This is a genomic window from Maritimibacter fusiformis, from assembly GCF_008086115.1.
Taxonomy (GTDB): domain Bacteria; phylum Pseudomonadota; class Alphaproteobacteria; order Rhodobacterales; family Rhodobacteraceae; genus Muriiphilus; species Muriiphilus fusiformis.
In genome coordinates this window covers 119,509-139,504 of the sequence record NZ_VSIY01000006.1, presented here as the reverse complement: position 1 = coordinate 139,504, position 19,996 = coordinate 119,509, and the positions used below count along the sequence as shown (strand labels likewise).

22 protein-coding genes and 1 tRNA gene are annotated in these 19,996 nt (G+C 67.4%); 13 read left to right on the top strand and 10 right to left on the bottom strand.

The annotated features are described in order from the left end of the window. Positions 1-5: 5 nt before the first annotated feature. From FVF75_RS09605 to trhA, 3 genes are all read left to right on the top strand, one after another. On the top strand, positions 6-1,406 hold the full coding sequence (locus tag FVF75_RS09605; protein WP_148377756.1) for a pyridoxal phosphate-dependent decarboxylase family protein: 1,401 nt from the start codon (positions 6-8) through the stop codon (positions 1,404-1,406). Continuing rightward, positions 1,403-2,248, top strand: coding sequence for a TPM domain-containing protein (locus FVF75_RS09600; RefSeq protein ID WP_148377755.1), 846 nt, complete (start codon positions 1,403-1,405; stop codon positions 2,246-2,248). The genes FVF75_RS09605 and FVF75_RS09600 overlap by 4 nt, the downstream gene beginning before the upstream one ends. Before the next feature lie 117 nt (positions 2,249-2,365). Next, positions 2,366-3,022, top strand: coding sequence for a PAQR family membrane homeostasis protein TrhA (trhA, locus tag FVF75_RS09595; RefSeq protein WP_148377754.1), 657 nt, complete (start codon positions 2,366-2,368; stop codon positions 3,020-3,022). A gap of 60 nt (positions 3,023-3,082) precedes the next feature. On the opposite strand, the gene FVF75_RS09590 is transcribed toward trhA, so the two are convergent. Then, on the bottom strand, positions 3,083-4,900 hold the full coding sequence (locus FVF75_RS09590; RefSeq protein ID WP_148377753.1) for an ABC-F family ATP-binding cassette domain-containing protein: 1,818 nt from the start codon (positions 4,898-4,900) through the stop codon (positions 3,083-3,085). 31 nt (positions 4,901-4,931) lie between these two features. Continuing rightward, the gene (locus FVF75_RS09585; RefSeq protein ID WP_148377752.1) at positions 4,932-5,684 is read right to left on the bottom strand and encodes a GNAT family N-acetyltransferase; all 753 of its coding nucleotides are present in this window, start codon (positions 5,682-5,684) and stop codon (positions 4,932-4,934) included. 98 nt (positions 5,685-5,782) lie between these two features. Between FVF75_RS09585 and msrB the strand changes: the two genes are divergently transcribed. After that, a complete protein-coding gene (gene msrB / locus FVF75_RS09580) occupies positions 5,783-6,199 on the top strand; it encodes a peptide-methionine (R)-S-oxide reductase MsrB (protein ID WP_148377751.1) in 417 nt (138 codons plus the stop codon). 41 nt (positions 6,200-6,240) lie between these two features. On the opposite strand, the gene FVF75_RS09575 is transcribed toward msrB, so the two are convergent. Continuing rightward, positions 6,241-6,705, bottom strand: coding sequence for an outer membrane protein assembly factor BamE (locus FVF75_RS09575; RefSeq protein WP_148377750.1), 465 nt, complete (start codon positions 6,703-6,705; stop codon positions 6,241-6,243). Positions 6,706-6,794: 89 nt separating this feature from the next. Here FVF75_RS09575 and FVF75_RS09570 point away from each other — a divergent pair, with 89 nt between their 5' ends. From FVF75_RS09570 to FVF75_RS09535, 8 genes are all read left to right on the top strand, one after another. After that, the gene (locus FVF75_RS09570) at positions 6,795-7,364 is read left to right on the top strand and encodes a YceD family protein (protein ID WP_148377749.1); all 570 of its coding nucleotides are present in this window, start codon (positions 6,795-6,797) and stop codon (positions 7,362-7,364) included. 196 nt (positions 7,365-7,560) lie between these two features. After that, entirely contained in the window at positions 7,561-7,770 is a 210-nt protein-coding gene (gene rpmF, locus FVF75_RS09565) for a 50S ribosomal protein L32 (protein WP_148377748.1), read from the top strand. 27 nt (positions 7,771-7,797) lie between these two features. Beyond that, positions 7,798-8,922 carry a phosphate acyltransferase PlsX gene (gene plsX, locus FVF75_RS09560; RefSeq protein WP_148377747.1) on the top strand — a complete coding sequence of 375 codons (1,125 nt, stop codon included), beginning with the start codon at positions 7,798-7,800 and terminating at the stop codon, positions 8,920-8,922. Continuing rightward, a complete protein-coding gene (locus tag FVF75_RS09555) occupies positions 8,919-9,893 on the top strand; it encodes a beta-ketoacyl-ACP synthase III (protein ID WP_148377746.1) in 975 nt (324 codons plus the stop codon). The genes plsX and FVF75_RS09555 overlap by 4 nt, the downstream gene beginning before the upstream one ends. 90 nt (positions 9,894-9,983) lie before the next feature. Beyond that, positions 9,984-10,286 carry an integration host factor subunit alpha gene (gene ihfA, locus FVF75_RS09550; RefSeq protein WP_148377745.1) on the top strand — a complete coding sequence of 101 codons (303 nt, stop codon included), beginning with the start codon at positions 9,984-9,986 and terminating at the stop codon, positions 10,284-10,286. A gap of 50 nt (positions 10,287-10,336) precedes the next feature. Then, positions 10,337-11,332 carry a MerR family transcriptional regulator gene (locus tag FVF75_RS17740; RefSeq protein ID WP_246138053.1) on the top strand — a complete coding sequence of 332 codons (996 nt, stop codon included), beginning with the start codon at positions 10,337-10,339 and terminating at the stop codon, positions 11,330-11,332. Positions 11,333-11,394: 62 nt separating this feature from the next. Then, positions 11,395-11,471, top strand: a tRNA-Pro gene (locus FVF75_RS09540). A 72-nt stretch (positions 11,472-11,543) separates the two neighbouring features. After that, the gene (locus FVF75_RS09535; RefSeq protein WP_148377744.1) at positions 11,544-12,659 is read left to right on the top strand and encodes a 2'-deoxycytidine 5'-triphosphate deaminase; all 1,116 of its coding nucleotides are present in this window, start codon (positions 11,544-11,546) and stop codon (positions 12,657-12,659) included. A gap of 16 nt (positions 12,660-12,675) precedes the next feature. Here the strand turns inward: FVF75_RS09535 and FVF75_RS09530 are convergent, their stop codons facing one another. From FVF75_RS09530 to FVF75_RS09500, 7 genes are all read right to left on the bottom strand, one after another. Then, the gene (locus tag FVF75_RS09530; protein WP_148377743.1) at positions 12,676-12,885 is read right to left on the bottom strand and encodes a hypothetical protein; all 210 of its coding nucleotides are present in this window, start codon (positions 12,883-12,885) and stop codon (positions 12,676-12,678) included. A 69-nt stretch (positions 12,886-12,954) separates the two neighbouring features. Further along, positions 12,955-13,605, bottom strand: coding sequence for an SMC-Scp complex subunit ScpB (gene scpB, locus FVF75_RS09525; protein WP_148377742.1), 651 nt, complete (start codon positions 13,603-13,605; stop codon positions 12,955-12,957). After that, complete coding sequence (locus FVF75_RS09520) at positions 13,598-14,386, bottom strand: segregation and condensation protein A (RefSeq protein ID WP_148377741.1); 789 nt, start codon at positions 14,384-14,386, stop codon at positions 13,598-13,600. The genes scpB and FVF75_RS09520 overlap by 8 nt, the downstream gene beginning before the upstream one ends. Position 14,387: 1 nt before the next feature. After that, positions 14,388-15,392, bottom strand: a complete 1,005-nt coding sequence (locus tag FVF75_RS09515; RefSeq protein ID WP_148377740.1) for a glycoside hydrolase family 3 N-terminal domain-containing protein — start codon at positions 15,390-15,392, stop codon at positions 14,388-14,390. Beyond that, complete coding sequence (locus FVF75_RS09510; RefSeq protein WP_148377739.1) at positions 15,389-16,411, bottom strand: SPOR domain-containing protein; 1,023 nt, start codon at positions 16,409-16,411, stop codon at positions 15,389-15,391. The genes FVF75_RS09515 and FVF75_RS09510 overlap by 4 nt, the downstream gene beginning before the upstream one ends. Positions 16,412-16,501: 90 nt before the next feature. Beyond that, a complete protein-coding gene (argS, locus tag FVF75_RS09505; protein ID WP_148377738.1) occupies positions 16,502-18,223 on the bottom strand; it encodes an arginine--tRNA ligase in 1,722 nt (573 codons plus the stop codon). Between the two features lie 100 nt (positions 18,224-18,323). Beyond that, positions 18,324-19,496 carry a deoxyguanosinetriphosphate triphosphohydrolase gene (locus tag FVF75_RS09500; RefSeq protein WP_148377737.1) on the bottom strand — a complete coding sequence of 391 codons (1,173 nt, stop codon included), beginning with the start codon at positions 19,494-19,496 and terminating at the stop codon, positions 18,324-18,326. Between the two features lie 113 nt (positions 19,497-19,609). Between FVF75_RS09500 and FVF75_RS09495 the strand changes: the two genes are divergently transcribed. Beyond that, complete coding sequence (locus FVF75_RS09495; protein ID WP_148377736.1) at positions 19,610-19,939, top strand: HesB/IscA family protein; 330 nt, start codon at positions 19,610-19,612, stop codon at positions 19,937-19,939. Positions 19,940-19,996 lie beyond the last annotated feature (57 nt).

Here is a 19,996-nt window from a genome sequence, read left to right as displayed (position 1 = left end):
CGGGGATGAATCACGACGAGTTGGCTAATTGGTCCAAACGCGCGGCGGATTGGGCGCGCGACTATCACGCCGGGTTGCGCGACCGCCCGGTGCGGCCCGACATCGCACCCGGAGATTTCCGCAAGCTGATCGAGGCGCCGGTGCCGGAACAGCCCGAGCCGGTCGAGGCGATCTTCGACGATTTCGCCCGGCTGGTGCCGGATGCAACGACCCATTGGCAGCACCCGCGGTTCTTCGGCTATTTTCCGGCCAATGCCGCGCCGGTCTCGATGCTGGCCGAGCAGCTTGCCAATGCGATGGCCGGTCAGGCGATGCTGTGGCAGACCGCGCCGGCGGCCAACGAGATGGAGGCGTTGGTGGTTGACTGGCTGCGCGACGCCGTCGGCCTGCCCGGGGATTTCACCGGCACGATCCACGACAGCGCCACCACCGCGACGTTTTCGGCGGTGTTGACGATGCGCGAGCTGGCGTTGGGCCATGAGGGTTTGCGCGCGGGCCTGTCAGGCCAGCCGCGCCTGCGCCTCTATGCGTCGTCAGAGACGCATTCCTCGGTCGACAAGGCGGCGCGGCTGTCAGGGATCGGGCAAGACAACCTGGTCAAGGTGTCGGGGCGCGCGGACGATCCGCTCTACTCGATGGACCCCGGGGCGCTCGACGCCGCGATCCGGGCTGATCTGGCGGCGGACATGACCCCCGCTGGGGTGATCCTGGCCACTGGCGGCACCTCGGTCGGGGCCTGTGACGACCTTGCCGCCTGCATCGCGGTGGCCAAGGCGCATGGGTTGCCCACCCATGTCGATGCCGCCTGGGCAGGATCTGCGATGATCTGCGAGGAATTCCGGCCGCTCTGGGCGGGCGTCGAGGGCGCCGACAGCATCGTCTTCAACCCGCACAAGTGGCTGGGCGCGCAGTTCGACTGCTCGGTCCAGTTCCTGCGCGATCCGGCGCCGCAGATCGCCACGATGGGGTTGCGCCCGGACTATCTGAAGACGCAGGGCGCCAATGAGGTGGTCAACTACAACGAATGGACCCTGCCGCTGGGCCGCCGCTTTCGCGCGCTGAAGCTCTGGTTCCTGCTTCGTGCCGAGGGGCTGAGCGGATTGCGCGCGCGCATCCGCAACCACGTCGCCTGGGCCAATGAGGCAGGCGATGCGCTGGCCGCCCTGCCCGGCGTCACCATCGTGACCGAGCCGATCCTGTCGCTGTTCACCTTCCGGCTGGAGGACGACGCGGCGACCGCCGACCTGCTTGAACGGATCAACCGCGACGGGCGCATCTACCTGACCCAGACCAGCCGCGACGGGCATTTTCTGATCCGTGTGCAGGTGGGACAATTTGACTGCACGCGCGACGATGTCATGATGATCGCATCTGTGGTTCACGAGTTGATGGGAGGTCGACCATGAAACGCCTTTTCGCCCTGTTTCTGGTGCTTTGGCCCGCCTTTGCCGCTGCGCAAAGCTGGCCCGTCTATGAAAACGTCTACGTCAACGATTACGCCAACGTCATCGAGGAAGGGGCCGAGCAGCGCATCATGTCGCAACTCAAGGCCCTGCGCGAGGAAACCGGGGTCGAGGCGACCGTCCTGACCATCTACACCCGCTGGGGATTTGAAAGCACCGGCAGTCTCGAGAATTTCGCCACCGGACTGTTCAACCATTGGGGCATCGGCAATGCCGAACGCAATGACGGCATCCTGATCCTGGTAGTCTCGGAAGATCGCGAAATGCGGGTCGAGCTGGGGTCGGGCTATGGCACCGCCTTCGACCGCGAGGCCAAGGACATCATCGACCGGGTGTTCCTGCCCGAATTCCGCGACGGCGATTTCTCGACCGGGATCGAGGCCGGCACCGACGCGGTGATCCAGCGAATCGCGCGGGTGCAGGCGGCGGGCGAGGAACCCGCCGGTGGCGGCGCAGGCGGCGGCGGCGGTGGCTGGATCTTTGGCGGTTTCGCGGCACTCTTTGCCGGGGTCTTCGCGCTGGCGGCCTTTGGCGGACGCATCCGAGACCGGTTCTCGCGCTGCCCGTCCTGCGGCAAGCGCGGCATTCGCACCAGGAAGAACGTGCTGGAGAAAGCCACCCGCACATCGACCGGCAAGGGCGAACGCGACGTGACCTGTCCGCATTGCAACTATCACGACACGGTCCTCTACACGATCCCGAGGATCACCCGGTCGTCATCGTCCTCGGGCGGGTCGTTCGGCGGCGGATCGTCTTCCGGTGGCGGTGCGTCCGGGCGCTGGTAGGGCAAGCGCCCGTCGGCGACGTTTTGCCGGTTGTGACCGGGGGCGCAACGTCACCCGATGACCGGTCCGTGCGCTGCGTTAAGATGATCGCAAGCCCTGCCCCATAGGATCGACCGCATGACGCTGCCCCAACTGCCTCAATTGCCACATTCGCTGGCCGAACACATCGCCGACGGCGTCATGCACGCCCTGGGTGTGGTGGCGGCGGTGGCGGGCACGGTCGTGCTTCTGACCTGGGCGGCGATGTCCGTCCCGGTCGATCGGATCGTGCCGCTGGTGTTCTATTGCGTCGGGATGCTGCTGTCGTTCGGGCTGTCGGCGGCCTACAACATGACGCTGCACGCCCGCGCGCGGGCCATCCTGCAACGCTTCGACCATGCCGCGATCTACCTGATGATCGCCGGCACCTATACGCCGATGGCCCTGATCGGCATCGGTGGCGGGCGCGGCATCGCGCTGGCTGCGGGGGCCTGGGGGATCGCGCTGATCGGCGTGGTGCTCAAGCTGGCCTTCTTCCACCGCTGGCAGGCGCTGGGGTTCGTGCTTTACCTGGCGCAGGGCTGGCTGGGCGTGATCGCGGCCTGGCCGCTGATCCAGTCGCTGCCGATGGTGACGTTGGTGCTGATCGTGGTTGGCGGTCTGATCTTCACGCTCGGCACGATCTTCCATCACCGCGACCACTGGCCGTTCTCGCGCGCCATCTGGCATGGGCATGTGCTGGCCGCCTCGGCCACGCATTACGCTGCCGTGATCATGGTGGCCGGACTGTCATGATTCTCTCGCGCGCGCGCGGAGAATCGCCGCGAAGGTGAGGGTTTTCGCCTGGATGCAGGCTCAGGCCCCGGATTTTTCCATCAGGGCGAGCCAGTCATCCTCGGCCGTGGCCAGTTTTTCCTGACGTTCGGCAAGGGCCTGCGTGGCCTTGTTGAACTTGACCGGCTCGCGGGTGAACAGATCCGGGTCCGACAGCAGTTCCTCCAGTTTCGCGATCTCGGCGGACAGCCGGTCGATCTCGTCGGGCAGCGCCTCGAGCCGGTGTTTTTCGGTGAAACTGAGGCCGGATTGCGTGGGCTTTTCCACCCGCGGCTTTGCCGGCGCGGCCTTGGCCGGCCTGGCGGCGGGCCTGTCGTCGGCGGCCGCCGGTTGGGTGCGTTGCGCCAGTGTGTCGGTCCACCCACCGGCATGAATGGTGACGCGCCCGTCTCCGTCCATCGCGATGGTGGTCGCGGCCACACGGTCGAGAAAATCACGGTCGTGGCTGACCAGAAGCACCGTGCCGTCGTAATCGGCCAGCAGTTCCTGCAACAGGTCCAGAGTCTCGACATCGAGATCGTTCGTCGGCTCGTCCAGCACAAGCAGGTTCGAGGGCTTGGCCATGATCCGGGCAAGGATCAGCCGCGCCTTTTCCCCGCCCGACAGCGCACGCACCGGCGCGCGGGCCTGGGCCTCGTCGAACAGGAATTCCTTGAGGTAGCCGACCACGTGTTTCGGCGCACCGCGCACCATGATCTGGTCGGCCTTGCCGGAGACGCGCAATTCCTTGTCACCGACCAGGTTCTCCCAAAGCGTCGCGTCCTCGTCGAGCGTGGCCCGATTCTGGTCGAACACCGCGATCTCAAGCCCGGTGCCGAGCTTCACCTGGCCCTCGTCGGGCTCCAGGTGGCCGATCAGCATTTGCAAAAGCGTGGTCTTGCCCGCCCCGTTCGGCCCGACCAGCGCGACCCGGTCGCCGCGGTTGATCAGAACCGAGAAGTCGGAGACGATCCGCCGCCCGCCAAGGGTCTTCGAGATACCCCGCGCCTCGATCACCCGTTTGCCGGATTTCGGGCCGGACTCCAGCGCCATCGCCGCCGCACCCTGGCGCCGGATCTGGGCGGCGCGGTCCTCGCGCATCGCCTCGAGCGCGCGCACCCGGCCCTGGTTGCGGGTGCGCCGGGCCGAGATGCCCTCGACCGCCCAGCGGGCCTCGGCCTTGATCTTGCGGTCGAGCTTGTGACGCGCCATGTCCTCGTCGGCCCAGACCTTGTCGCGCCAGGCCTCGAAATCGGCAAAGCCGCGTTCCTGGCGGCGCACCACGCCCCGGTCGATCCACAAGGTCGCCCGGGTCAGGGCGCGCAGGAACGCCCGGTCGTGCGAGATGATCACGAAACCGGCGCGGCTGGCGGCAAGCTCATCCTCGAGCCAGGCGATCGCCTCGATGTCGAGGTGGTTGGTCGGCTCGTCGAGCAGCATGAGGTCGGGCGATTCGGCCAGCAGCTTGGCCAGCGCCGCGCGCCGCCTTTCGCCGCCCGAGGCGGTCGCGCAGGGCGTGTCGGGGTCGAACTTCAACCCCTCGGCGGCGCGTTCGACGCGGTAGTCCTCGCCCGGCTCCAGCGCGCTTGCCGCGAACTCTCCCAGTGTGGCGAAGGCGGACAGGTCCGGGTGCTGCTCCATGTAGCCGGTCGAGGTGCCGGCGGGCAGCACGCGGCTGCCGGTGTCGGGTTCGACCAGCCCGGCCATCACCTTCATCAACGTCGACTTGCCCGATCCGTTGCGCCCGACCAACGCCACCCGGTCGCCCGGGTGCACCACCAGGTCGAGACCCGAGAACACCGGGTTGCCGCCGAAGGTCAGCGAGATGTCGGTCAGTTGCAGAAGCGGTGCGCGGGCCATGGGGCGGAGGTATCCGGGGGCCGGGGCGGCGTCAACTCGACTGCGATGCCGAGCGCAGGAGCTTTTTGCGCCCCTCCGGCACCGCGCCGACATCTAGCCCCGTAAAGACGTGCAGCGTGCCCAGATCGCGGTCGATCACCGCGTGGCTCGACACCCATCCCCCCATCGCGAGATAGGTGCGCAAAAGCGGCGGCATCACCCGAAGGGCATGGGTCGGGTCGGGGTCGACGATGGGATTGTCGGCGAAATCGAAGACCTCCGGCGCCTTGACGCCGGGGCGCCAGCCCTCGGGCGCAAGGTGACGGTCGCGCAGCAGCGCCAGGGCGTCGAGATAGGGTGTGGTGTCGTTGCCGCGAAACGAGGTGCAGCCGAACAGAAGCCGCGCGCCGCTCGATTCGATGACGATGGCCGGGGCGGCCCAGGCCAGGCGCAGGATATCGGCATCCTGCACCCCGGGCGTGATGCAGAACCGGCCGATTTCGGCCATCGGGCTGGCATAGTCCAGAAGCCCGGTCAGGTCGTAGAACTGCGCCGAGTAGCTTCGGCCAATCTCGGCCCCCGAAGCGAGGGACAGGACGCGAAAACAGCTTACAAGTTCGCCGCTGTCGCGGTCCTCGATCAGAACGTGCCGGCAGATCGGATCGAAGGCGTCGGCATCCGAGGTCGGGCCTTTTCCGGGGCGGAAGACCCTTGCGCGCAGGGCCTGGGCGCGGGCAATATCGCCCGGGTTTTCGGCCAGCCGCGCGGCATAGCGGCCCTTTTCGATCAACGCCTTGTGAGACAAGGAACCCCCCGGGATGTTGGCGCATGCCAGCGCCGCGCCTACATATGCAACCGAGGCGGCCCGATGGCAAGCCTGCACCCAGCCCAGAGGAGACCGCAATGGACCAGAAAAAGAGGCCCGTGACCAAGTCCGATGCCGAGTGGCGGGCGCAACTGTCGGACCTGGCCTATGAGGTCACGCGCAACCACGGCACCGAACGCCCGTTCACGCATGACGACTTTCCCGAGGCGCCGGGCCGCTATTCCTGCACCTGCTGCGGGGCGCCGCTGTTCGACCAGGTCGACAAGTTCGATGCCGGTTGCGGCTGGCCCAGCTTTACCCGGCCGCTGGACGAGGCGCCGGTGGGCGAAAGCCGGGACGACCGGTTCGGGATGCGCCGCACCGAGGTGCATTGCGACAATTGCGGTGCCCATCTCGGGCATGTCTTTCCCGATGGCCCCGGCCCCGGCGGCTTGCGTTATTGCATCAACGGGGTGGCAATCGACTACACCCCGAAGGATGAACCCTCGTCCTGAGCAGGCTGCTCGGCCCGGCGGCCGCCGGGCCGCCCCTGCGATCAGCGATTGTTGATCAGGTTGCGGATCGCGCTCGCGCCGCCCAGGCCGCCGAACAGCTGGTCGAGGATCGAGACGCCCTTGATGTTCGAATCAGTCACACGGCGCGACAGCACCACGACCTGGCCACGTTCGAGCCCGAAGCGTTCGATGTTCTCGACCACGCCGTCCTCGTCGAAGCTGATCGCGACCACTTCGCGCTCGGTCTCTTCGGGGGCCTGGTAGGTCTGGTGCTTGAACTCGCTGCGCACGTAATACCAGCCGCTTTCGGCCAACAGCCCCGAAGCGCCCGGTTTGCCGATGATCGAGGCCACCGTGGTGCGGGTGTCAAGCCCGACCGCGATTTCCTCGAGGTCTTCATCCGTCGGGATGAACCCATGATACCGGTAGACCGGGGAACATGCGGCAAGGGCGACAAGCGCCAGTGCTGTCACCAAGGTTCTTACCAACCAGCCCGCGTTCGACATACCGCCCCCCTTGCCTTGTCCGGCTTGTTCTGGCTATCGGCTTACATAAGGATAGCGCGTTATTCAAGAAACGAAAGACCGAGAACGCCATGAGCGACAGCAATGCAACGCAACAGCCCGGCCCGGTCCTGAGGGTTTCGGGACTCGTGGCCCGGCAGACCCAACCGGTTCTGGCCCTGCCCGACGCCGAGGCGCGGCGCCGGATCGCCGACGACCTCGGTCTTCTGGACCTGCGCAAGCTGCGCCTCGAGGGGCGGCTGGAACCCGAGGGCCGGCGCGACTGGCGGCTGGTCGCGCGCCTGGGCGCCACCGTGGTGCAGCCCTGTGTCGTCACGCTCACCCCCGTCACCACCCGGATCGAGGAAACCATCAGCCGGGTCTGGCGGGAAGAATATGCCGAGCCGGAGGGCGACGAGGTCGAACTGCCCGATGAGGTGGACGACGAACCGCTGGGGGCAGTGATCGACATCGGCGCGGTGATGGTCGAGGCGTTGGCGCTGGCGCTGCCGCTCTATCCGCGCGCCGAGGGCGTGGGACCGGGCGATGCTGCCGTGACCGAGCCGGGCAAGGCCGCCCTGACCGACGAGGACGTCAAGCCCTTCGCCGGGCTGGCCGGCCTGCGCGACAAGCTGGGCGGCGACGAGGATAGCGACAGCTGAGCGCGCTTGAACGCGCGCCGCGAATCCTGTTAGAGGGCACAGAAATACCTTGCGCGCGGGCAAAATCGCACTATGTTCCGCGCTTCTTCATGTGATGGGTTGGACAGCGGGCGCGTTTGCGCATATAGGCGGTCAGACTCAGAAAACACCGGGCCCCGGACCGATCCGCACGGCCCCCGAATATCGAGGTTTGGACATGGCTGTCCCGCAGAACAAAGTCACGCGGTCGCGCCGCAACATGCGCCGCAGTCACGACTCCCTTGTGGCCGCGAACCCGAACGAATGCCCGAGCTGCGGCGAACTCAAGCGCCCGCACCACGTCTGCCCGTCCTGCGGGTCCTACAACGACCGCGAAGTCGTGGCGATGGTCGACGAGGCGGTGTTCGATGACGAGGACGCGGCGTAAGCCGCGCCCCGTCTCCCCGGCCCAGACATGGCGGCACTGACCGAGCTTAACAAGACCGGGACCGTGCCCGCCGGGACGCAGAGAATCGTTGTATCGGTCGACGCCATGGGCGGCGACCTCGGGCCGGCAACCGTCGTTGCCGGTCTTGCCATGTCCGCGCGCGCCAATCCCGGCATCGCCTTCATCCTGCACGGCGACAGGGCCGAGCTTGACGGGCTTGTCGCCAAGCACCCCGAACTCGCGGGCCGCTGCGATGTGCGCCACGCCGAGGGCGTGGTGACGATGGACGACAAGCCGGCGCAGGTGCTCAGATCGGGCAAGAACACCTCGATGTGGTCGGCCATCGACGCGGTGCGCGACAAGGAGGCCGAGGTCTGCGTGTCCTGCGGCAACACCGGCGCGCTGATGGTGCTGTCGATGATGCGCCTCAGAAAGCTGCCGGGCATCAACCGCCCGGCCATCGCCTGCTACTGGCCGTCGACCAACCCCGGCGGATTCAACGTGATGCTGGATGTCGGCGCCGATGTGCGCGCCGACGAGATGGACCTCATGCAATACGCGCTGATGGGGGTGAGTTTCGCCCGCAACAGCCTGGGCCTCGCCCGCCCCCGGGTCGGGCTGTTGAATGTCGGCACCGAGGATCACAAGGGCCGGTCCGAGATCAAGGCCGCCGCCGAGCTGATTCAGGACGCTGCCGAAAGCGGCACCTTCGAGTTCATCGGCAATGTCGAGGGATCGGACATTCCGTCGGACAAGGTCGACGTGGTGGTCACAGACGGCTTTACCGGCAATGTCGCGCTGAAGACCGCCGAGGGCACGGCGCACATGTTCAAGGGGTTCCTCAAGGCGGCCTTCACGGCGACGCCGCTGTCGCGGCTGGCTGCGATGTTCGCCTCAACCTCGCTCAAGCGCCTGTCGGCCCGGATGGACCCGCGCCGGGTCAATGGCGGGGTGTTCCTGGGGCTGACCGGCACGGTGGTGAAAAGCCACGGATCGGCCGACCCGACCGGCATCGCCGCGGCGGTGCAACTGGCCCATGACCTGGCCCGGTCGGGCTTCAACGACAAACTGGCTGCGCGGGTTGCATATGTCCCCGTGGCGCGTCAGGATGACGCGGACAAAGACGCCGAGCAGGACACAGCATCGAAATGACCAAACGCGCGGTGGTCCGGGGGGTGGGGCATTATCTCCCCGAACGGATCGTCCCAAACTCGTGGTTCGAGGACAAGGTCGACACCTCCGACGAGTGGATTCGCTCTCGCTCGGGGATCGAGCGGCGCCATTTTGCCGCCGAGGGGGAAACCACGTCGCAAATGGCCATCGCGGCCGCCCGCGCGGCGCTGGACGACGCCGGCATGGAGGCCGGGCAGATCGACGCGGTGATCGTCGCCACCTCGACGCCCGATCTGACATTTCCCTCGGTCGCCACCATGGTGCAGGAGGGGCTGGGGCTGCGGCGCGGCTTCGGGTTCGACGTGCAGGCGGTCTGCGCCGGATTCGTCTTCGCCCTGACCACCGCCAACGCGCTGATCCTGTCGGGTCAGGCCGAGCGGGTCGTGGTGATCGGGGCCGAGACCTTCTCGCGCATCCTGGACATGACCGACCGCGCCACCTGCGTGCTGTTCGGCGACGGGGCCGGGGCGCTGGTGCTCGAGGCCGCCGAGGGCACCGGCACGCCCGAAGACCGCGGCATCCTGGCCTCCGATCTCAATTCCGACGGCCGCCATCGCGACATGCTCTATGTCGACGGCGGCGTGTCCACCACCGGCACCGCCGGCGTGGTCAAGATGCAGGGCAACCCGTTGTTTCGCCAGGCGGTCGAGAAACTCGCCGCCACCGCCGACGCGGCGCTGGCGCGCGCCGGACTGGGACATGACGATGTCGACTGGATCGTGCCGCACCAGGCCAATCTGCGCATCATCCAGGGCACCGCGAAAAAGCTGGGCGTGTCGATGGATCACGTGGTCGTCACGGTGCAGGATCACGGCAACACCTCTGCCGCCTCGATCCCGCTGGCGCTGTCGATCGGCAAGGCGCGCGGCCAGATCAAACAGGGCGATCTGATCGTCACCGAGGCCATCGGCGGCGGCCTGGCCTGGGGTGCGGTGGTGCTGCGCTGGTAGTTGCCTCAAACTCTGAGGCCAAACCGTTGATCTTGACTTGAAAACCCGATGCGCCCATGCTTGCGGCACCGATTTCTGCCAGGGGGACGCATGACTGGAAAAACCTTGACCCGCATGGACCTGAGCGAAGCGGTGTTCCGCGAGGTGGGTCTGTCACGCAATGAAAGCGCGCAACTGGTCGAAAGCGTGCTGGGTCACATGTCCGATGCACTGGCGCGCGGCGAGACGGTGAAGATATCGTCCTTCGGCACGTTCTCGGTGCGCGACAAGGCCGCGCGCGTCGGCCGCAACCCGAAAACCGGGGAAGAAGTGCCGATCCTGCCGCGCCGGGTGATGACCTTCCGCCCCTCTCACCTGATGAAGGAACGCGTGGCCGCTGGCAACCGGCGCTAGACCCGGACCCGAGCATCACCACGACAACCGGCAGCGACACAGGCGGCGATATGGACCAGAAGTCACCCGAGGCATTCCGCACCATCAGCGAGGTTGCCGAATGGCTGGGCGTGCCCACCCATGTGCTGCGCTTCTGGGAAAGCCGCTTTTCGCAGGTCAAACCGGTGAAACGCGCCGGCGGACGGCGCTACTACCGGCCCGCCGACATGGAACTGCTCGGCGGCATCCGAAAACTTCTGCACGAAGACGGCATGACGATTCGCGGCGTGCAGAAGCTGTTGCGCGAACAGGGCGTGAAGCATGTCGCGGGCATGTCGCCGCCGCTCGACCTCGGGGCCGAGACGCAGGACGTGACGCCCTCCAACGTGGTCGATCTGTCGGAACGCCGCGGCGAGGACACCGAAGAAGCGGACGACAGCGCTTGGGAGGCCGAAGCGTCAAGCGCGCCGGAGGCGGAAACGTCCGCTGAGCCGGAGCCGGATCGGGCCGACGACGCGGCATCGGAGCCGGACGAAGAGCCTGACCCCTTCTGGCGGGACGACTACACCCCCACGCCCGACGATGCGGACCCGTTCGAAAGCCCCGAGCGCGTCGCGTTTCATGCCAATGACGCCGAGCCCGACGCCTTTGAAGGGGCGGAGATGGACGAAGCCCCGCCGCCCGCCGATTTCACCCCGCCGGAGCCCGACCCGGAACCGATGCCGGAAGCGCCCGACCCGGCCGACCCGATGGCCAGCCCCGAGGCGCTGGACTTCGCGGCCCACGAGGCCGAGCCGGAGACGACCGAAACGGGGCCGGAACCGCCCGCCGACGCCGAACCGGCACCCCCTGCCCCGGCGGTCCATCGGCCCGCTCTGGTGATGCCCGATATCGGCCCCGACCCCGACGACGGTGCGTTCTATCCCGACACCGCGCCGGTGGCCGCACAACTTCGGGCCGCACGCGCCGCCGAGGTCGATTTCCCGGTCGAAACGCTGTGGGCGCTGGCCGACCGTCTGGGCGCGCTGGCCAGCCGGACCGGCGCGGATTCGCCCCCCCGGGGCTAAACCGAAAACATGCGCATTGCACCTTGCCCCCGCGCGCAAAACCGCTATGTAGATGCCCACGTCGGGCTATGGCGCAGTCTGGTAGCGCGTCCGTCTGGGGGACGGAAGGTCGCAGGTTCGAGTCCTGCTAGCCCGACCAATTCCGACGCCGGAACCGGCCCCGCCCGCCCAGACCTGTGGCGGGCGTTTGCTTGTCCAGCATGAGGACGCGATGACCACTCAAGCCAGCAAAGACACCGGCACAGACACGGGAACCGGCGTCCTCCCCAGCCAGGAAATCGCCGGGATGGTGCGCGACGGCCTCATCACCGCCGACCCCGAGATCACCGCCGACCAGATCCAGCCCGCCTCGCTCGACCTGCGGCTTGGAACGGTCGCCTACCGGGTGCGCGCCTCGTTCCTGACGGGTGCGGGCGCCACCGTGGCCGAACGCCTGCACGAGTTCGAGATGCACCGGATCGACCTTATGGACGGGGCGGTGCTGGAAAAAGGCGCGGTCTACGTGGTGCCGCTGATGGAGGGGCTGGCGCTGCCCGAGGGCATTCAGGCGGTGGCGAATGCGAAAAGCTCGACCGGGCGGCTGGACCTTCTGACCCGCGCCATCACCGATGGCGGCGTCGAATTCGACCGGATCGCGCCGGGCTATCACGGCCCGCTCTATGCCGAGATCTGTCCGCGCAGTTTCTCGGTTCTGGTGCGCCCCGGAATGCGGCTCAACCAGATCCGGTTCCGGCGTGGGCAGGCGGTGCTGAGCGATGCCGAGCTCAGCGCACGCCATGCCGATCAGCGGCTGGTGGACGGGCCGGCGGTGATCGACCACGGGCTTGGTTTTTCGGTCGACCTGAAACCGCGCGAGGGCGACCTGGTCGGCTTCCGCGCCAAGCCGCACACCGGGGTCATCGACCTCGACAAGATCGGCCACTACGACCCGGCGGAATACTGGGAGCCGATCCACACGCGCGAGGGTCGCATCATCCTCGACCCCGGCGCCTTCTACATCCTGGTCAGCCGCGAGGCGGTGCATATCCCGCCCGATTGCGCCGCCGAAATGGCGCCATACCTGGCGATGGTGGGCGAATTCCGGGTGCACTACGCGGGCTTTTTCGACCCCGGGTTCGGCCATGACGCGGCGGGCGGCAAAGGTTCGCGCGGGGTGCTCGAGGTGCGCTGCCACGAGGCCCCGTTCGTGCTGGAGCACGGGCAGGTGGTGGGCCGGCTGGTCTATGAACGCATGGCCGCGGTGCCCGATACGCTCTATGGCGCGGGCATCAAGTCGAACTACCAGGGCCAGGGGTTGAAGCTGTCCAAGCATTTCCGGGTGGGTTGAGGGCGCCCGTTCGGGTCTAGCGCATGCGTCGCGTCAAACGCGCCGCCTGACGGGCGCGCTTGGCGGCCTGGCGGGCCTGCCGGGTCTGGCGGCGTTCTTCCGGTGTCATGTCCTGTTTCGGCTTGCCACGGCCCGCGGCCAAGTCGATGCCGGCGTTGATGCCGCGGTTCATCGCGCGGCGCATCACCATGCGCGTGATCATCCGGATTATCTGTTCGATATTCATGGCTGCCTCGTGTTTTCGCGACATTCTACCAGATCGGACGACCCCGCCCAACCCCGCACGCCGGTCGCGCTATTCCTCGAACAGTTCCGACTGGTCGCCATCCTCGCCGTCGTCGTCCTCGTCGCCCGGACCACCCGGCGGCGGGCGGTTGTCGAGCAGCCCGGCGGCGCGCAACTCCTTCAACCCGGGCAGATCGCGCGCACTTTCCAGCCCGAACTGGTCGAGAAACTCGGGCGTCACCACGAAGGTCACCGGGCGGCCCGGTGTCATCTTGCGCCGGCCAAAGCGAATCCAGCCCTGTTCGATCAACAGATCGACCGTGCCGCGCGACACGCTGACGCCGCGTATCTCCTCGATCTCGGCGCGCGTCACCGGCTGGTGATAGGCGATGATGGCCAGGGTCTCGATCGCGGCGCGGCTCAGCTTGCGCTCTTCCACGACCTCCTTGTGCATCAGGAAACCGAGATCTGGCGCGGTGCGGATCGCCCAGGCATCCCCGACCCGGACCACCTGCACGCCCCGCCCCTCGTAGCGTTTGCGCAGATGCGCCAGCGCCTCGGCGGGGTCCGAGCCATGCGGCATCCGCGCGGCCAGGTCGCTGACCGGCACCGGATCGGCAGAGGCGAACAGGATCGCCTCGACCATGCGTTCCTGCTCGCCCATCGGCGGGGCTTCGAACAGGCTTTCGGCGGGGGCCTGGGGGTCGTCGTCCTCAGCCATCGTGCCTCTTTCGTATCTGGATCGGCGCGAACGTGTCCGACTGGCGTATCTCGACCGCGCCGGTCTTCACAAGCTCCAGCGAGGCGGCGAAATTCGCCGCCGTGGCCGAGCGGCGCCGGCCTGGATCGACCTGCCAGCCCTCGGGCAGATAGCTGGTCAGGTCGGTCCAGTCGCCGGCAAAGCCGATCAGCCCGCGCATCCGCTCCAGCGCCTCTTCCAGCGTCATCACCGCGTCGCGGTCCATCACATAGGGGCGAAATTCGTCCTTGGTGCGGATGCGGGCATAGGCCTGCATCAGGTCCATGAGGGTCGCGGTATAGGTCACGCGCCGGGTGCGGCGCACGTCCTCGGGGATGCCGCGGGCAAAGAAATCGCGCCCCAGCCGGTCACGCGCCATCAGGGTGGCGGCCACTTCGCGCATCGCCTGCAGGCGTTCGAGCTGATAGGCCAGATGCGCGGCGAGTTCCTCGCCCGATGGCCCCTCGTCGCCGGGTTCGGGGGGCAGCAGCAGGCGCGATTTCAGAAACGCGAGCCAGGCCGCCATCACCAGGTAGTCCGCCGCCAGTTCGATGCGCAGGTGACGGGCCTTCTCGACAAAGGCCAGGTATTGCTCGGCCAGTTGCAGCACCGAGACGCGGCGCAGGTCGACCTTCTGGGTGCGCGACAGGGTCAGGAGCAGGTCGAGCGGGCCTTCGTAGCCGTCCACATCGACGATCAACGCCTCGGCGGCCATCCGTTCGGATACCGACAGAACGTCGGCCTGAAACTCATCACCCGCCATGTCACGTCCGGCCTGTCATCAGATCGTGAAATTCGGCCTCCAGCGCGGCGATGTCAATGGCGCGCGGTGCGCGGCGCCAGCCCAGGGCGGCCTCGGCGCGGGCATTGGCGGCATCCGACAGGGAGCCTGCGGCCTCGGTCACGGCCCGCATTTCGGACATGTCGCCTTTGCAATGCAGGATCACGTCGCAGCCGGCTGCGAGTGCGGCGCACGCGCGGCTGGCGACGGGGCCGCTGAGGGCGCCCATCGAGATATCGTCGGTCACCAGCAGGCCGCCAAAGCCGATGTTCTCGCGGATCATCGTGATCACCGCGGGCGAGGTGGTCGCCGGGTTGTCGGGGTCGAGCGCCTCGAAGACCACATGCGCCGTCATCGCGATCGGCAGGTTGGCGACCGCCTCGAACGCCAGGAAGTCGCTGATTTTCAGCGCCTTGAGCTTGTCGGACACGCGCGGCAGATCTTCGTGGCTGTCGCGCGTGGCGTGGCCGTGGCCGGGGATGTGCTTGGCCACCGGCAGCACGCCGCCATCGACCAGCGCACTGGCCACCGCGCCGGCGATATCGGCCACATGCACCACGTCGTCGCCATAGCAGCGGTTTTTCAGGACCGGATGGGTATCGGGCCGGGCGATGTCGAGCACCGGCGCGCAATTGCCGTCGATGCCCACCGCCCGCAGTTCGTCCGCGATCAGGCGATAGCGCAGATACATCGCGCGCGCGGCGTGACGCCTGGTCTGGCGAACCTGGTCCAAAGGCGGAAGCCAGTCGCGCCAATGCGGCGGGCGCATGCGTGCCACGCGTCCGCCCTCCTGGTCGATGAACACCGGCGCCTCGCGCCCGACGGCGTCGCGCAACGCGACGGTGAGCGCGCGAAGCTGATCGGGGTTTTCGACGTTGCGGGCAAACAGGATGAAGCCCCAGGGCTGCGCGGCGCGGAAAAAGTCGCGCTCGGCGGGGGTAAGCACCGGCCCCTCGCATCCAAGGATGTAGGCGCCCGGTCGGCTCAACGCGTCACGACCGGGATACAGGGCGCCTGCCCGGCCATCATCGCGGCACAGAAGCGGCGCGCGTCCGACAAATCCTCGAACCCCATCGCGCGCAGGCGATAGAAGGTCTTGCCACCCGATTGCGCACGCTGGATCACCCGGGATTTGCCGTCGAGAATATCCTCGAAGCGGCCGGCCAGCCGATCCCACTCGATGCGCGCAACCTCTTCGCTGTCAAAGGCGCCAAGTTGCACCAGCCGCGTGCCGGTCGGGATGGTTTCGGGGTCAACTTCACGCGCGCCGGACACGGATTCGATGACCGGCGCGACCGAGCTTGCCGGCGTCAGCGCGGCACGGGTCACCAATTCCGCAGGGCGCGGCGCCGGGCGCGGCGACAGGGTGACGCCGGGCACGCTGGCCGGGATGCGATCAATGTCGGCGGCAAGTTCATCTGCTGCGGGTGTTTCGGGTGCCTCGGGCGTCTCGGCCATCGACAGATCGGCCTCTTTGCCCGTCAGCGGCGCGACACCTTCGCTGACCGCTTCGGCCAGCGCCATGGCGACGGCCATCGGGTCGGGCTCGGCGCTTTCCACGGCGGCTGCGGGCATCTCGTCGGCTTCGGCTACCGGCACCGCGACGACTTCGGCGCCGCTGACTGCCGGGCGGTCTTCTTCGGCCAGCGCGACCGGCGCCGGCGCCAGGGTGACGCTGTCGGTCGGCCCTTCGGCCTGACCCTCGGCGGCGATGGTGTTGACCGCCAGACCCTGGTAATCCGCCGCCACACCGCCGGGATTGTCGGGCTGCACCCGCATCGGCCCCTCGAGCGCGCGCACCACCGGGATGCCGGTCACGTCACGCATCACCAGCGTGTAACCCCAGTTCCCCAGCCCCGCGATCAGCGCGACCGACAGGAGCGCGCCAAGCACGTGCAACGCCCGGCCCACGCCGGAGGACGCGCCGGAAGCTGCGGGGATGGATTGCGTCGTTGTGGTGGAGTCGGGATAGCCGGCGTTCATGCCGCCCCAGTCCGCTGCTGCCATGTCTCGCCTCTTTCCGGCGTTGTGGCGCGAACGCGCGTCGCCGGTTTTCTGTTCTGCCTCTGTATCCCCGGAACCTGCGTGCGCCTGTCGTCAGCGCATCTCTTCGGCCGGGGTCACGCCCAGAATACCCAAACCCGCGGAAATCACAACGGAAACGGCCCGGGGTAGCGCGATTTTCGCCGATGTTGCATCCGCGTCACCCTCCTGGATGAACCTGAGTTCCGGCTGATCGTTGCCCCGGTTCCAGAGCGCGTGGAAGTCCGAGGCCAGCTCATAAAGGTAGAACGCCACACGGTGCGGCTCATGGGTGCGGGCGGCGATTTCCACAAGGCGCGGCCATTCGGCCAGCTTGCGCGCGACGGCGAATTCGGCGGCATCGGTAAGCACCGGCGCGCCCGCGGCAATGCCCGCTTCGGCGGTCTTGCGCAGCACCGAATGCACCCGTGCATTGGCGTATTGCACGTAGAACACCGGGTTGTCGCGGCTTTGTTCGAGCACCTTGTCGAAGTCGAAATCGAGCGGCGCGTCGTTCTTGCGCGTCAGCATATGAAAGCGCGTCACGTCGCGCCCGACCGCATCGACCACGTCGCGCAGGGTCACGAAGGTGCCCGCGCGCTTGGACATCTTGAAGGGCTCGCCGTTCTTGTAGAGCTTGACCAGTTGCGTCAGCTTCACGTCGAGCGGCACCTTGCCGTCCGACAGCGCCGACACCGCCGCCTTCATGCGCTTGACATAGCCGCTGTGATCGGCGCCGAACACATCAATAAGCTGATCGAAGCCCCTGGAAATCTTGTCATAATGATAGGCCACATCGGGCGCGAAATAGGTCCAGGAGCCGTCCGATTTCATGATCGGCCGGTCCACGTCGTCGCCATGCGCGGTGGAGCGGAACAGGGTCTGCTGGCGTGGTTCCCAATCGTCCGGCAGCTTGCCCTTGGGCGGCTCCAGCGTGCCCTCGTAGATCAGCCCCTTGTCGCGCAGCGTGTCGATGGCGGCCTCGATCCGGCCGGTGCCGTAGAGCGATTTCTCCGAAAAATACACGTCCATCTCGACCCCGAGCGTGGCAAGGTCGTCGCGGATCATGTCCATCATCTTTTCGGTGGCGAAATCGCGTATCTCGGCCAGCCAGACCGCTTCGGGCTGATCGAGCCAGCGGTCGCCAACCTCGCGCGCCAGTTCCTCGCCCACCGGCACCAGGTAGTCGCCGGGATAAAGCCCCTCGGCGATCGCCGGCACATGCCCCAGCGCCTCGCGGTAGCGTTCATAGGTCGAGCGTGCCAGCACATCGACCTGCGCGCCGCCGTCGTTGATGTAGTATTCGCGCGTCACCTCGTGGCCGGAAAACTCCAGCAGGCTGGCCAGCGCATCGCCGAACACCGCGCCGCGGGTATGGCCGACATGCACCGGCCCGGTGGGGTTGGTCGAGACGAATTCGACGTTGACCTTCTGCCCCGCCCCCATGTCCGAGCGGCCATAGTCGCCATCCTCGGCCAGCACGGTCTCGATCAACCCGGCCCAGACCTGCGGGGCAAGGTCGAGGTTCAGAAACCCCGGCCCGGCGACCTCGGCGCGCGCGATGCGCGGATCGGCGGCCAGCCTCGCGGCCAGCACCTCGGCGATGTCGCGCGGCCTGACCCCGGCGGGCTTGGCCAGCACCATCGCCGCGTTGGTCGCCATGTCGCCGTGCGCGGCATCGCGCGGCGGCTCGACCGCCACGGCGTCAAAGGCCAGCCCCTCGGGCAACGCGCCCTCGGCGGTCATCGCGTTGAGGCTGTCGATCACGAGCGCGCGAATATCGGCAAACAGGTTCATTTTCCGCATCCTTAAGGGGTCCGGCGCGGTCTAGCACAGAACACGGCAAGGTCAACGGGGCGGCTGCCGCGTAGCCCCGAATCGGCCCGGCGTGCGCCGGTCAATCCGCCCTTCCCGGCCTTTCGTCGCCGTCCCCTGCCGCGATCAGGCGTGCGTGGGTTTCGAACGCGAAACGGTCGGTCATGCCGGCGATGTAGTCGGCCACGATGCGCGCCAGCCGGGTCCGGTCGCCCGCCTGCGCCACGTCCTTGCGCCATTCCGCCGGCAGCAGGTCGGGACGGGACAAAAACAGTGGGAACAGGTCTTGGACCACCTTCGTCACCCGGGTCCGCATCGCCACCACTGATGGCGCGCGATACATGCGCTTGAACAGAAAGTCGCGGATCTCGGTCAGGTCGGCCCAGAGCGGCTCCGAGAACCGGATCACCGGCCGCCCGGCATGGCGCACATCCTCGACCGAGCGCGGATCGAGATCGCCGATCAACCGTCGCGAGGTGACCAGCACATCCTCGACCATCACCCCGAACACCCGGCGCAGGGCCTCGTGCCGGCGCCGGTCGGCCTCAAGCCCGGGATAGCGCCTGTCGACCTCGGCGAAGGCCGGGCCGACGATGGGCAGGCCGCAAATCTCCTCGACCGAGAACAGCCCGGCGCGCAGTCCGTCGTGCAGGTCGTGGTTGTTGTAGGCGATGTCGTCGGACAGAGCCGCCACCTGCGCCTCGGCGCTGGCATGGGTGTGCAACTCGAGGTCGTGCCGAGCGTTGTAGTCGGCCAGCGCCACCGGCAGGTCGCCGGTGACGGGACCGTTGTGTTTGGCAATGCCTTCAAGGGTTTCCCAGGTGAGGTTCAGACCGTCGAACTCGGCATAATGACGCTCCAGAACCGTCACGATCCGCACCGCCTGCGCGTTGTGGTCGAAGCCGCCGTAGGGCTGCATCAGCGCGTCCAGCGCATCCTCGCCGGTGTGGCCGAACGGGGTGTGGCCAAGGTCATGGGCCAGCGCCACCGCCTCGGTCAACTGCTTGTTCAGGCCCAGAACCCCCGCGATGGTGCGCGCCACCTGCGCCACTTCGATCGAATGGGTCAGCCGGGTGCGGTAATAGTCACCCTCATGCTCGACGAAGACCTGGGTCTTGTGCTTGAGCCTGCGAAACGCCGAGGAATGGATGATCCGGTCGCGGTCACGCTGAAAGGCGGTGCGAAAGGCGCTTTCGTCCTCGGGAAACAACCGCCCGCGCGTCCGTTCGGGATCGCTGGCATACCTGGCGCGCATCGCGGCCCCCATCCTGTCCTGTCGTCACGGTCGATTTACGCGGCGGTTCTTGCCGCCCCGTTCCACACCCCATATATTCCCTTGAGCGAACAGAATAAACATGGGGAACGACCATGGATCTCACCCTGCCCCCGAAAGTGACCGCGCGGGCCTTTGCGCGGCTGCACGAAATCGGTGCCAAGGACGCCGGCAAGGCGCTGCGCGTCGCCGTCGAGGGCGGCGGCTGCTCGGGCTTTCAATACGACATTTCGCTCGACGATCCCGCCGAAGGCGATCTGGTGCTCGAGGGCGAAGGCGAACAGGTGGTGATCGACGAGGTGTCATTGCCGTTCCTCGCCGATGCGGTGATCGACTTCACCGAAGAACTGATCGGCGCGCGTTTCGTGGTGCAGAACCCCAACGCCAGCAGTTCCTGCGGCTGCGGCACCTCGTTCTCGATGTAGGCGTCGCGCGGGGCGTGAGGCTTCGGTCTCATCGCCCCCTGCCCGCACCGCCCTCGC

What these genes read in the sequence shown, in the direction of transcription:
- msrB (WP_148377751.1), top strand. Translation starts at nt 5,783, where the DNA reads ATGGACCAGAAAAAGAGGCCCGTGACCAAGTCCGATGCCGAGTGGCGG.
- trhA (WP_148377754.1), top strand. Translation starts at nt 2,366, where the DNA reads ATGACGCTGCCCCAACTGCCTCAATTGCCACATTCGCTGGCCGAACAC.
- FVF75_RS09510 (WP_148377739.1), bottom strand. Translation starts at nt 16,411, where the DNA reads ATGGCAGCAGCGGACTGGGGCGGCATGAACGCCGGCTATCCCGACTCC.
- FVF75_RS09500 (WP_148377737.1), bottom strand. Translation starts at nt 19,496, where the DNA reads ATGCGCGCCAGGTATGCCAGCGATCCCGAACGGACGCGCGGGCGGTTG.
- FVF75_RS09520 (WP_148377741.1), bottom strand. Translation starts at nt 14,386, where the DNA reads ATGGCGGGTGATGAGTTTCAGGCCGACGTTCTGTCGGTATCCGAACGG.
- argS (WP_148377738.1), bottom strand. Translation starts at nt 18,223, where the DNA reads ATGAACCTGTTTGCCGATATTCGCGCGCTCGTGATCGACAGCCTCAAC.
- ihfA (WP_148377745.1), top strand. Translation starts at nt 9,984, where the DNA reads ATGACTGGAAAAACCTTGACCCGCATGGACCTGAGCGAAGCGGTGTTC.
- scpB (WP_148377742.1), bottom strand. Translation starts at nt 13,605, where the DNA reads ATGGCTGAGGACGACGACCCCCAGGCCCCCGCCGAAAGCCTGTTCGAA.
- FVF75_RS09570 (WP_148377749.1), top strand. Translation starts at nt 6,795, where the DNA reads ATGAGCGACAGCAATGCAACGCAACAGCCCGGCCCGGTCCTGAGGGTT.
- FVF75_RS09600 (WP_148377755.1), top strand. Translation starts at nt 1,403, where the DNA reads ATGAAACGCCTTTTCGCCCTGTTTCTGGTGCTTTGGCCCGCCTTTGCC.
- plsX (WP_148377747.1), top strand. Translation starts at nt 7,798, where the DNA reads ATGGCGGCACTGACCGAGCTTAACAAGACCGGGACCGTGCCCGCCGGG.
- FVF75_RS09535 (WP_148377744.1), top strand. Translation starts at nt 11,544, where the DNA reads ATGACCACTCAAGCCAGCAAAGACACCGGCACAGACACGGGAACCGGC.
- FVF75_RS17740 (WP_246138053.1), top strand. Translation starts at nt 10,337, where the DNA reads ATGGACCAGAAGTCACCCGAGGCATTCCGCACCATCAGCGAGGTTGCC.
- FVF75_RS09555 (WP_148377746.1), top strand. Translation starts at nt 8,919, where the DNA reads ATGACCAAACGCGCGGTGGTCCGGGGGGTGGGGCATTATCTCCCCGAA.
- FVF75_RS09495 (WP_148377736.1), top strand. Translation starts at nt 19,610, where the DNA reads ATGGATCTCACCCTGCCCCCGAAAGTGACCGCGCGGGCCTTTGCGCGG.
- FVF75_RS09575 (WP_148377750.1), bottom strand. Translation starts at nt 6,705, where the DNA reads ATGTCGAACGCGGGCTGGTTGGTAAGAACCTTGGTGACAGCACTGGCG.
- FVF75_RS09530 (WP_148377743.1), bottom strand. Translation starts at nt 12,885, where the DNA reads ATGAATATCGAACAGATAATCCGGATGATCACGCGCATGGTGATGCGC.
- FVF75_RS09590 (WP_148377753.1), bottom strand. Translation starts at nt 4,900, where the DNA reads ATGGCCCGCGCACCGCTTCTGCAACTGACCGACATCTCGCTGACCTTC.
- rpmF (WP_148377748.1), top strand. Translation starts at nt 7,561, where the DNA reads ATGGCTGTCCCGCAGAACAAAGTCACGCGGTCGCGCCGCAACATGCGC.
- FVF75_RS09605 (WP_148377756.1), top strand. Translation starts at nt 6, where the DNA reads ATGAATCACGACGAGTTGGCTAATTGGTCCAAACGCGCGGCGGATTGG.